Annotated in this window: 9 protein-coding genes; all 9 read left to right on the forward strand. The window is 52.5% G+C overall.

The genetic code is table 11. The features are described 5' to 3' along the window. The first annotated feature begins 3 nt into the window (after positions 1–3). The 9 genes from wzc to wcaK all read left to right on the forward strand — a co-directional run bounded on the left by wzc (position 4) and on the right by wcaK (position 12,228). A complete protein-coding gene (gene wzc, locus HX773_RS16495; RefSeq protein WP_176972415.1) occupies positions 4–2,181 on the forward strand; it encodes a tyrosine-protein kinase Wzc in 2,178 nt (725 codons plus the stop codon). 180 nt (positions 2,182–2,361) lie between these two features. After that, a complete protein-coding gene (locus HX773_RS16500) occupies positions 2,362–3,498 on the forward strand; it encodes an EpsG family protein (RefSeq protein WP_176972416.1) in 1,137 nt (378 codons plus the stop codon). A 15-nt stretch (positions 3,499–3,513) separates the two neighbouring features. Further along, the gene (locus HX773_RS16505; RefSeq protein WP_176972417.1) at positions 3,514–4,236 is read left to right on the forward strand and encodes an SGNH/GDSL hydrolase family protein; all 723 of its coding nucleotides are present in this window, start codon (positions 3,514–3,516) and stop codon (positions 4,234–4,236) included. A gap of 24 nt (positions 4,237–4,260) precedes the next feature. Then, positions 4,261–5,439 (forward strand): acyltransferase, encoded by a 1,179-nt coding sequence (locus HX773_RS16510; RefSeq protein ID WP_176972418.1) that lies wholly within the window; start codon positions 4,261–4,263, stop codon positions 5,437–5,439. Positions 5,440–5,512: 73 nt separating this feature from the next. Then, a complete protein-coding gene (locus HX773_RS16515; protein WP_176972419.1) occupies positions 5,513–6,430 on the forward strand; it encodes a glycosyltransferase family 2 protein in 918 nt (305 codons plus the stop codon). A gap of 73 nt (positions 6,431–6,503) precedes the next feature. Then, on the forward strand, positions 6,504–7,256 hold the full coding sequence (locus tag HX773_RS16520) for a glycosyltransferase family 2 protein (RefSeq protein ID WP_154155945.1): 753 nt from the start codon (positions 6,504–6,506) through the stop codon (positions 7,254–7,256). Between the two features lie 157 nt (positions 7,257–7,413). Continuing rightward, positions 7,414–8,448, forward strand: coding sequence for a glycosyltransferase (locus HX773_RS16525; RefSeq protein WP_176972420.1), 1,035 nt, complete (start codon positions 7,414–7,416; stop codon positions 8,446–8,448). 57 nt (positions 8,449–8,505) lie between these two features. Continuing rightward, positions 8,506–10,716: a phage tailspike protein gene (locus HX773_RS16530; RefSeq protein ID WP_176972421.1), complete on the forward strand. Its 2,211-nt coding sequence runs from the start codon at positions 8,506–8,508 to the stop codon at positions 10,714–10,716. Positions 10,717–10,965: 249 nt separating this feature from the next. Continuing rightward, positions 10,966–12,228, forward strand: a complete 1,263-nt coding sequence (gene wcaK / locus HX773_RS16535; protein ID WP_176972422.1) for a colanic acid biosynthesis pyruvyl transferase WcaK — start codon at positions 10,966–10,968, stop codon at positions 12,226–12,228.

A 12,228-nucleotide genomic window follows, 5' to 3' on the forward strand; every position in this document is an offset into this window, starting at 1 on the left:
TCCATGAATATCAAAAACAAGGTTATGACCGCGCCAAAGGAAGATTCGAATGGATGGGATCTGGCGCATCTTGTGGGACAGCTGATTGATCATCGCTGGATCATTGTTGCCGTTACCGCCTTCTTCATGCTGGTGGCGACGCTCTACACACTGTTTGCTACACCAATCTACAGCGCGGATGCGTTAGTTCAGGTTGAACAGAAGAATGCCAGCTCAGTACTGAACGAGTTAGACAGCATTCTGCCGCCAACGCCGGCTTCCGATACCGAGATTCAGATTCTGGAATCACGTATGGTTATCGGTAAAACCGTGGATGATTTGGGTCTGGACACCGTTGTCACCCAGAACTACTTCCCGGTGATTGGTAAAGGTCTGTCGCGCCTGATGGGTAACAAGCCATCAACCGTCGCCATCTCTCGCCTGGAAATTCCACGCACCATCGATAAACGTACCGTTGAACTGGAAGTGACCGGTCCTGACTCGTATACCGTGTCAGCGGATGGCGATGAGCTGTTCAAAGGTAAAGTCGGTCAGCTGGAAACGCACGGTGAAGTAACCATGCTGGTGAGCGGCATTAATGCCGATGAAGGCACCAGCTTCAGCGTCACCAAGCTGAACGAGCTGCAGGCGATTAACTCCGTGCTGGCCAACCTGACCGTTGCGGATAAAGGCAAAGATACGGGCGTGCTGGGTCTGGAGTATCTGGGTGAAGATCCAGAGCAGATCAGCAAAGTGCTGAACCAAATCGTCAATAACTACCTGCTGCAGAACGTTGAGCGTAAATCTGAGCAAGCGGAAAAGAGCCTGGAATTCCTGCGCAATCAGCTGCCGCAAGTGCGTGGCAAGCTGGATGATGCTGAAGATAAGCTGAATACCTTCCGTCGCCAGAACGAGTCGGTTGACCTGTCGCTGGAAGCTAAATCGGCGCTGGATTCTTCTGTTAGCGTGCAGAGCCAGTTGAACGAACTGACCTTCCGTGAAGCCGAAGTGTCTCAGCTGTTTACCAAAGATCACCCAACCTACCGCGCCTTGCTGGAAAAACGCAAAACGCTGGAAGGTGAGCAGGCTACGCTGAACAAAAAGATTTCTCAGATGCCACAAACGCAGCAAGAGATCTTGCGTCTGACGCGTGATGTGCAGTCGGGTCAGGAAATCTACATGCAGTTGCTGAACCGTCAGCAAGAGCTGGGTATCAGCAAAGCCAGCACCGTAGGTGATGTGCGCATCATCGATGGCGCAGCAACCGGCAACAGCCCGGTGGCACCGAAGAAATTGCTGATCATTGCGGCGAGCGTGATTCTGGGTCTGATGGTTTCTGTTGGTCTGGTCCTGCTGAAAGCGCTGCTGCATCACGGCATCGAGAATCCAGAGCAGCTGGAAGAGCTGGGCATGAACGTCTATGCCAGCGTACCGCTGTCAGAATGGCAACGTAAGAAAGATACCGAAGCACTGGCGCGTCGTGGCAACAAGGTGAAAACCGATCCACACGAAACGCTACTGGCGTTGGGTAATCCAACTGACCTGTCAATCGAAGCGATTCGTAGCCTGCGTACCAGCCTGCACTTCGCGATGATGGAAGCGAAAAACAACATCCTGATGATCACCGGCGCCAGCCCAGGTATTGGTAAAACCTTTATCTGTGCCAACCTGGCAACGCTGGTCGCCAAAGCGGGCCAACGTGTGCTGTTCATCGATGGTGATATGCGTCGCGGTTACACCCACGAACTGCTGTCAGCCGATAACAAATCCGGTCTGTCTAACGTGTTGTCGGGCAAAACCGAGTTCAGCACCGCGCTGATTCAGAAAGGCCCGTACGGCTTTGACTTCCTGCCACGCGGCCAGGTGCCACCAAACCCATCTGAACTGCTGATGCATCGTCGCATGGGTGAGCTGCTGGATTGGGCGAGCAAGAACTACGATCTGGTGCTGATTGATACGCCTCCGATTCTGGCGGTAACCGATGCGTCAATCATCGGTAAGCTGGCCGGTACGTCGCTGATGGTGGCGCGTTTCGAAACCAACACGCCGAAAGAACTGGATGTCAGCTTCAAACGCTTTGCCCAGAACGGTATTGAGATTAAAGGTGTGATCCTCAACGCCGTGGTGCGTAAAGCTGCCAACTCTTATGGTTACGGTTACGACTATTACGACTACGAGTATGGCAAACCGACCAAAAGTTAATTTGCCCGTCATTCACAGTTAATGATGAGGGTAATCCGGTGAAGAAAGGGGCGGGTTGACCGCCCCTTTTGATCGCACCGTTTGAATGACGACACGCAACGATTTACACAGGTGATTCTCTCTATAACGCCATAAAAGCCACTGTTGGCATGAGAACTTGTGGAATTAAGGAATCACACCATGGCTCCATATTGGTATTTATCAGGGTTTGTACTGTTGCTTGCGCTGGTCGAAATCCTGTTGAAGAAAGACGAACGCACCACCCATATTCTGACTTACCTGCTGTGCATCGCTACCGTCACGCTGATTATTTTCGCCGGTATTCGCGGTCTCGGCACCGGGATGGACGACTATCAATATCGCAGCTTCTTTGCCGACTTCGTCCGCCGTATTGAGGTCAACGGTTTTGCTAACACCGTCGCCTTCTTCCGTTATGAACCGCTGATTTTTGCTATCGCGTGGATCACCAGCCTGTTTTCACACAATGCCAGCGTGTTCCTGTTTGTGTTCAGTATTCTGGCGGTCTCCACTAACGCCATCTTCTTTAAAAAGATGTCGCCGTATCCGGTATTGGCATTGGCGCTCTACTCGGCGCACATCTTCATCAACAAAGACGTTAACCAGATTCGTTTTGGCCTGAGCTCGGCGCTGTTTCTCGGCGTGATCTGGACCATCTACATCAAGCGATACTGGTGGGCGTTTGCCTTCTTTATTCTGTCCTTCATGAGTCACAACACCGCGGTGATGGTGGTGACCATCATTCCGTTCCTGTTTATTCGGGAATCGCGCTGGTGGCCGGTGATCATCATTATGTTCAGTGTGCCACTTTCGGTGGTGGGCGGGACCGGCTTTATCGCCTTGATCGCCGGACATCTGGGATCGATGGGCGAGAGGGCCGCAGGCTACAGTAACGAAGCCTCGAACGCCGGTGACGGCAGCGTGGTGTCAGTGTCCAACCTGAAAAACATCATGCTGGTGTTTATCTTTGTCTACTTCATGCTGAGCAACCAGCTCAAGCGCGAACAGTACGATGTGTGGAAGCTGAACTACCTGCTGATTCTCACCTTTGCCATCGGCGGCGGCATCAGGATCTTCTTCTATAACTACTCATCGGGTGCGCGCCTGTCGAACTATCTGCTCCAGGTCGAACCGATTATTTTGACGTCGCTGATCTTCCAGTCAAAACGCGCGCTTAAACCGGCGATGTTTGCGATGTTCGCTTTCTTCCTTGTTTATTACCTCTATTACAACACGATCTCATTGAAGCAAGCCGTTGTTGGCTATGAAGTTGCTCGTGAATTCAAATTGTTTCATTAACTGATGAGAGGAAATATGCGGAAGACCTTCCTGGCAGTTCTGATCACCGCTGCGCCGTTGCTGGCGCAGGCAGAGGATCATCCCGGCACCTTTATCATCGCGGCCTACGGTGACTCCACCACCGCAGGCGTTACCGCCTCGGGCGATCGCAATATCATCAGCAAAAATAACGAAGTGAGTTTTTTGCAGCAGATGTTGCGCCAGAAGTACGGCAACAACATTGAGGTGAAGAACCACGGTATGCCGGGCGCACAGGTCTCGGTGCTGGTTTATAACCAGGACAATACGCCGATGGATTGGTCAGAACGCATGGCGAAATCCGATGCCAATATGATTTTGATTAATTATGCGATCAACGATGCGCGCATCAACTTCTTCAAAGACAAAGGCGAGCGCATTGAAACGCCGGAAGAGTACAAGCGCATCATGACCGAGTTGGTGAAAGGCGCGAAGGCGAACAACAAGCTGGTGGTTTTACAGGAACCGAATCCAATTTGTGGCAAAGCCGAGCGCTGGAATGTCTGGCCGTATGTTTACCAGTTAAATGAAGTGGCTAAAGAGCAGCAAGTCCCGATTGTGAAGCAGTTCAGCGTCATCAAAGAGAACCGTGACTGGCAATCTGAGATGTCACCTGATTGCATTCACCCGAACGAGATGCTTTATAAACAGAAAGCAGAAAGAACCTTCAACGTCTTAAGCAGCACTTTCGATAGCGTTTTGTCACGGCACAGCAGCTAACCCAACTCAGATTCAGGAGCTGACATGTATGTATTAATCATGGTGCTGTCATTTTGTCTGGCGCTAATCATTCTGCGAGTATTCTCCTTCCACAAAGGCGTTTACAACGAAACTGGTATTAAAAGTATCTCTGGTATGCGCGCGCTGCTGGCCAGCATCGTGGCGTTCTCGCATTTCGCTCACTACATCTATTCGCTGGATGGTCAGTGGGTGTTCGATAAAGACTATTTTGCCTGGTTCTCCGAAGGCAACTTCTTCGTTAACTCCGGCAAATTCGGTGTGCTGCTGTTCTTCATGATCTCCGCCTTCCTGTTCTATCGCTGGCTGGATAATGAAACCCTGACGCCGGGGCAGCTGACGCACAAGCTGCTAAAGTCGCGTATCCGCCGTATCGTTCCGATGTTCTGGTTCTCCGGTTTTGTCATCATCGCGGTAGGCGTGGTGCAGGGCGATCTCACTTATAGCCTGACGGCGGTGAAAGATGCCGTGCTGTGGTTGCTGTTTATTGGCAGCTATCGCATTGGTGATTTCATGACGGCGGATGTCAACGCCGGTGTGGAATGGACGCTGCGCCTCGAATGGTTGCTGTATCTGTCGATTCCGCTGATTTACGTGCTTAATCGCGCCACCAAAGGCAAATACAAAACGCTGCTGATTTTAGGCTCGATCGGCGTGATTTTCTGTGTGGCTGTTGGCCTGCGTCTGTGGGGTAAAACCTATACCGATCCGCGTCCGGTGCTGGGCTTCGCCATGGGTTATCTGGCGTATAAATATCGCGACAGGTTTGCGCACTACAAAACCTCCAGCTTGGCCGCCTGCGCGGTGATTGTGCTGTCGCTGTTCTCGCTGTCGTTCACCAGCAACACTTTCTGGTATCTGATTTTCCTCTGCTGCCTGACGGCGATCTTCTTTATTGTGAGCAGCGGCAACGCCGTGTTCGGCATTCTGGAAAACAAAACCCTGATGTCGATTGGTGAGGTGAGTTACAGCCTGTATCTGATTCACGGTGTGGTGCTCTATTTCATCAAGCAGATCCCGGAAACGCTCTATCCCCATTCGTTCCTGTTCTACACCTTGCTTTCAACGCTGTTCTTTGTCGCCTCCTTCTATGTGGCGAAATTGACTTACCTGTTTGTCGAGAAACCGTTTATCGGCAGTAGCAACAAGAAGAAAGTGGCGATGAAGACCTCGCCGACAAATTAGGACATCACCCATTATTCTTTTGAGCCCACAAGTTATATCATTGATTTTGTAACTTTTTAATGAGGTGCTGGCAATGCAGGAGATTCGCTTCTCAATTGTTATTCCCGCGTATAACGCGTCGAAATCGATTGTCACGACGCTAGATTGTGTCAAAGCGCAAACCTATCGCAATTTTGAAGTCATTATTGTTGATGACAAATCGGCCGATGCGGCCGAACTGGCGCAGGTGGTACGCAGCGAGCGTTATCAGGATTTGGCTATCAAACTGGAGCTGTCTGAGGTCAAACTCAACGGCGCTGGCGCCCGTAACAAAGGTATTGAGCTGGCAACCGGCGACTTTATCAGCTTCCTTGATGCCGACGATGAGTGGCATCCGGACAAGTTATTGGTGGCGAGTGAAACCATCGCCAAACTGGAAGCGCAGGGCAAATCGCGCTATGTCATCTTTAGTCAGGTGAACATCCATCAGGATGGCAGTTTCCTCAAGGTGATGCCGATGCAACCGCCCGGCAAGAACGAAACCGTGGCCGAGTATCTGTTTGGCTGTTACGGCTTTATTCAAACCAGCACCATTGTGCTGAAGCGCGAAGATGCTGCGCAGATCCAGTTTGATGCGCGCTATATTCGCCATCAGGATTATGACTTCTGCATCCGCGCTGACCGCATGGGTTACGCGTTCGTGATGATCGACAAGCCGCTGGCAACCTACCATCTGGTGACCAAATTTGGTTCCAAGCACAAAGGCGAGTCGGTCAAATACTCCTTCTTCTGGCTCGACACCATGAAGCCGCATCTGACCACGCGTGACATCCATACTTACAAGGCGTTCAAGCTGCCACTGCGCTACAAGATGGATGGTAGATCGCTGCAGGCCAGCCTCAGCTTTGCGCGCTACTTTTTCCTCACCAACCGTGACAACCGCGCCTACTTCATGAATCGCCTGCTCGATAAAGTGAAGTCGCGCTTCTCGGGCAGAAGAGCCGTCTCCTGATTCACTTTTAAACACTTTCACTTGCTCCCTACACGGGGGCAATTTTTTGGTTCCTGAAACTCCGGGTAGACAAATGACAAATCATGTTGGCACCGTCGGTATTGTGATGCCGATGTATAACGCGCGAAATACCGTTCTGCGCGCGGTTGAGTCGATCATCAACCAGACCTACAGCGACTGGCATCTTTACCTGATCAACGACAAATCCACCGATGATTCACTGGCCTTTGTGCGTGAACATTGTCAGGACGCGCGTATCACCATTCTCGACAACGAGGTCAATCAGGGCGCAGCCGAAACCCGTAACGTTGGGCTGCGCGCGGCGAAAGAAGAGATCATCGCGTTTCTCGACAGCGATGACGAGTGGCACCGCGAAAAACTGGCCGAGCAGACGGCCGCGATCGCCGCCGGCGACGATTTCGTGATCACGCATTATCACTACAAAACCAAAACCGCTGACCACGATATCAACTACAGCAAACCCTACCTGCAGCAGGAAAACTTCGTGAAGAAGCAATATCGTGTTTGCTTCTCCTCGGTGTGTTTCCGCCGTCCTCCACAGGGCATCTTCTTCCAGCGTAAAGGCCACGAAGATTTCCTGTTCCTCTATGAATTGTTCCTCCGCTACAAACAAGCCCGCGTGATCCAGAAAACCCTGGTCAACTATTACGAGTTGGGCGATTCCCTGTCGCGCAACAAAAATAAAGCGGCGAAGTGGCACCTCGAATTATTAAGAATTATCTATAAAAACAATCCGTTAAAAGTATATTACTATTACGTCTGGTATATGGTGAATGGGGTTCTTTTCGCCTTGAAACACCGTTGATACCCGGCATCCTTCACGCTGCAACTGCGTTGGCTGCGCACGTCCACCCCAGTCACTTACTGAAGTAAGCTCCGGGGGATGGTCGTACTTGCCGCCTTGTTGCAGCGCGAATGATTTGGGTCTCAATTAAACAGTCGTTTGAGGTGGAAAGGATTTTATGAAAAAGATCGTTTTGGTGATTAAAGATGCCTACTCGTATGCGGGCACGGAAAACATCTGCAACTTTATGTCTGAGTGCCTCGGCGAGCAGCATGAAGTCACCATTTACTCGCTGGAAGGCAACGGCAAAACCTTTTATCCGTTTGAACGGGTGAAGAAAATTGTCAGCTTTGAAGGCCACAGCAACCCGATTAAAAGCGCCGTTGCCAGCATTCATCAGGAAGGCTTCGACAGCGTATTCCTGATCAGCATGGGCCGCCTGAGTGTGATGTTCGCCTTCTGGAACCTGATGGCGCTGAAGAAGAAACGCTTCAAGGCGTATGCCTGCGAACACATCGCGATTAACTCGTTCAGCAAGCCGATTAAGCTGCTGAAGTGGCTGATGCTGCGCTATTACGACCAGGTGATCGTCCTGACCGACAAAGATCATCAGGTGTTCAACCGCTGGAACATTGCCAGCCAGCAAATCCCTAATCCGGTGGTGTACAAAGCGTTTCAACGTCAAACGCGCAGCCGTCAGGCGCTGGCGGTGGGGCGTCTTGATAACCAGAAAGGCTTCGACCTGCTGCTGGATATCTGGGCCGACTTCAGTAAGAAACATCCTGAATGGAAACTGGTGATTGCCGGTGACGGCGAACTGCGACAGCAGCTGCACGATCAGGCTGCCGCGTTAGGCATCACTAATAGCGTTAACTTCGTCGGCAAAGTCAGCAACATCAACGATTACTACCGCGAAAGCGACATGGCGCTGATGACTTCGCGCTATGAAGGCTTACCGCTGGTGCTGCTGGAAGCCAAATCCTGGTCGTTGCCGGTGGTGGCGTACGATTGCCCGACCGGGCCGCAGGAGATCATCAACCACGGTGAAGATGGCTTCCTGGTGCCGATGAACGACAAAACCACCTTTATCCAGCGTATGGAGCAACTCGCCAGCGATGATGGCCTGTTCTACGCCATGAGTGAAAAAACCAAAGAAACCGCGCTCAAGTTTGACGGTAACCAGATCAAGCAGAGCTGGCTCGCCCTTGTTTAGCAACAATTATCGTGCCTCGGGAATCCTTTTTGGCCGCACAACCACGGGAATTGAAGCATGAAAAGAAGAGAAGTCTTGCAGGCCGCAGCCTCCTCGATTGTTACTGCGCTCTCAGTGAGTGCGTTTTCCAGCTACGCCGCAAAAAGTGGTCAGCCAACGTTAAAATCCGTCGATCCGTCTAGCGTACCGGCGGGCGATGTGCCGATTCTGACGCCAGAAAATGTCTACACCATGCCGCCGCAGTTCTGGCAGAACTTCGAGGGCAAACTGTGGATCGGTAAGGCGGGCAGCGATGCCAGCCAGGCCGGCAATCAGATTCCGGTGTTTCTGCGCGATGCCAATGGCAAAGTGTCACAAATCAGTCAGCCGATTGCGTTGAATAAGGGCAACTTCGCTCAGTTCATCCATGATAATGCGGCGTTGATCGCCAATCCTGCGCACTCAATGGTGGTGGAAGACGATCAGGGCCACACGCTGTTCTCCATCAGCGATGTTTCACGTCCAAACCAAAGCAACTTCAGCCAGCGTCTGGCGCAGCCAAACGGCTACCAGCTGATTGGTGAGATCCCGTCGGTTGAAGAGCTGCGCAAAACCCGTCCGCTGTTTGCCGGTGCCAAAATCAAGCTGAAAAGCTGGCACGAAGGGCTGGAAGTGGGCGGCGGCGAGTTCGTTGGCACCTTTGGTGATGGCAAAGACGATGGCGGCGTGAACTTCAGCGGCAACGGTTTCACCTGGCGTCGCGTGGTGGAAGATTATAACCGCCTGACGCTGTTTGATTTCGGCGCTATCGCCGACGGCAAAACCGATACCGCACCGGCGATCAAAGCCATGTATCAATGGTCGATCGATGCCAGCCAGCAGATCTGTGTGCAGTTCCCTGCCGGCACCTTCTTTGTCTCCGAATGTGATTTCGGTGACGAAGGACGTCGCTTCTTCCGCATCTCCGGCGCGATGGTCAACTTCGGTTATTTCCCGGCGACCACGCTGGTTTCCGACGGTCGCTCCGAGTTCCTGTTCCAGGTAAATGCGCGCTGGACGGAAATCTCCAACCTGAATTTCAACGGCAACACCGACAAGCGTCCGAACAAACAGGGTTTGTTCCGCAATACCTGTCCGGGCGGCCAGTTCTTCCGTGGCGCTTGCCTGCGCTTTAATCAGGTTGGCGGCGTCTCGCTCAGCCTGCTGGATACGCTGGATTGCAAAATCGATCAGTGGTACGCCAACGCCTGTACCGGCGATGTGATTAAAGCCAGCTGGTCGGGGCAAAAAGCCGGCGCCTGGGATCACAGCACTGCAATTGAGCTCTCCAACTTCAACGCCCAGCACTGTAAAGGCGGCATGGTGTTGAATCTGCCGCGCTGCAGCCAATCCATCATCCATAACGGCTGGATTGAGCACAGCGATTTCCCTGGCGATATCTCGAACGGCCAGTGGATTGTCGATGCGCTGAGCATTGAGGATTGCAAGAACCCGCTCAATGCGCGCAACTCACGCCTTAATATGCGCCAGACCAATCTGCAGTCGGGCAGCTGGATCGATAACTCGCTGGAAGGCGAACGCTGGCTGAATATCTGGGAAATGGGCTCGACGCGCGTCGAATCTTACGGCGTCGCCATCGATGGCAGTTTGAAATACAACTACATCACCTCGCGCTTCCGCCTGACCAACAACAGCGATCAGCAAACCTGGTTTGAACTCGGTAACTTCTACTCGCCAACGGTGGGCGATAGCTGGGAGATCGAGGTATTTGGTCAGTCGCAGTTCAATAACGGCACCGCCAATCAGCCGCTGATGGATGTTATCAACGGCAAAGGTACCGGCGGCCGCGCGGTGATTCATCTGCAGCGCAAGAAAAACAAAGCGGAAGCCAGCTGGTCAGCGGAAGGTAGCTCGCCGGTGGTGGACGTACGTTTCGAACCGCGCAGCGATACCGACACCAAAGTGTTCGTTAAATTAGCGGGCTGGACGCCGACCACCGCCGTGCTGATTAAAAGCACCGCCAAGGATCGCTTCCTGACCGGCCAATGTGCGCGCGTTGACGCCGTGATGGATAAAGGCGCGCCGGGCAGCGGAGCGCAGCAGGCACCGCAGCGTTTTAGCCTGCACAACGGCAAAGCCGGTGTTGGCGGTAACGAGCAGGGCGATCTGCTGCTTGCCTCGCGCGCGCTTAAGCCGGAACAAGTGGATACGCGCGAACCCAAAGGTTTCATTTCGGTAGTGATTAATGGCGAACAGGTTGCTATGCCGTATTTCGCCGTGAAGTCGTAACGCACACCGATCGTAGCGGCGCAATTTATTGCGCAATGCCGGGATGGGCAGCAATGCCAATTTCAGGTATGCGCGATAAATCGCGCCGCTACGGAATGTGCATAGTTTGTAAGCAGTACTGAATAGAAATGCAATTAGCACCACTTTTTGGGGTTTACTCCCATTGCAGTCCTTTTAAACAGAGTTCACTTTGCCAGTGCAGCTATTGGCGGCTTGTAAAAATTACAAAAATTTTTCCGGAGTTTTTTTATGAAGATTTTATTGGTAGGAAACCATACCTGTGGAAATCGTGGGGATGGCGCGATTTTACGTGGGCTGATTGATTCACTGAAATCCACGCGCGCGGATTTGGATATCGATGTGATCAGCCGTTATCCAACAAGCTCTGGCTATTTACTGCAGCAGGATATCCAGCAGGATTCCCTGTTCCTGCACAACAGCAAATCGGGCAAAGGTTTAGTTGGCAGCCTGAAACGCAAAGTGGCGAACCGCTTGATGCCGGACATCATGATGGCGCACCTTGGCAAAGGCGGCGTGTACAAATCCTTCTCGGTGCCACCGCATCTGGCGGCGTTCACCCAAAGCCTTGCGCAGTACGATGCAATTATTCAGGTTGGCGGTTCGTTCTTCGTCGATCTCTACGGCGTGACCCAATTCGACCACGCGCTCTGTGCGCTGATGGCGAAAAAGCCGCTGCATATGGTCGGTCACTCGGTCGGTCCATTCGAAAACCCGCGCGTTAATGCGCTGGCGAACTTTGTCTTTGATCGCGTTGACAGCCTGGTGCTACGCGAAGAGGTGAGCTACGACCGTCTGAAGCAGGATGGCGTAACCACCAGCAAAGTGAAGAAGGGCGTTGATACCGCATTCCTTGTTGAAGCGCGTGAAGTGGCCAATCCAAGCCATAACCTGCTGCACTGGCAAGCGATTATCAGCGCCCGCAAAACCATTGCGATTACCGTGCGTGAACTGGCGCCGTTCGACAAACGTCTCGGCGTAACGCAGAAAGAGTATGAAGCTGCCTTTGGCCGCGTGATCAACGCGATGATTGCCGAGGGTTATCAGGTGGTTGCTTTCTCTACCTGTACCGGTATTGATAGCTACGCCAAAGATGACCGCATGGTGGCGCTGACGTTGCGCGATCATGTCGAGCATCCCGAGCATTACCATGTCATCATGGACGAGTTCAACGACCTCGAACTCGGCATCCTCCTTAGCCATTGTCATCTGACAATTGGTACCCGCCTGCACTCCGCCATCATCTCCATGAACTTTGGTACGCCAGCTGTGGCCATCAACTACGAGCACAAGTCGCTCGGCGTGATGAAACAGCTTGGCCTGCCGCAGATGGCAACCGATGTGCAGAGCCTGATGGATGGCTCGCTCATCGATAAAGTGCAGACGGTGCTGGCCGACTACGACAACGTGAAACACAAAGTTGATACCGCGGTGGCGCAGGAGCGTGAGATTGGAAACCGCATTACAGCCGAAATTCTCAACGTCTTGGGGTGA

This window comes from Pantoea sp. B9002, from assembly GCF_013385945.1.
Lineage (GTDB): Bacteria > Pseudomonadota > Gammaproteobacteria > Enterobacterales > Enterobacteriaceae > Pantoea.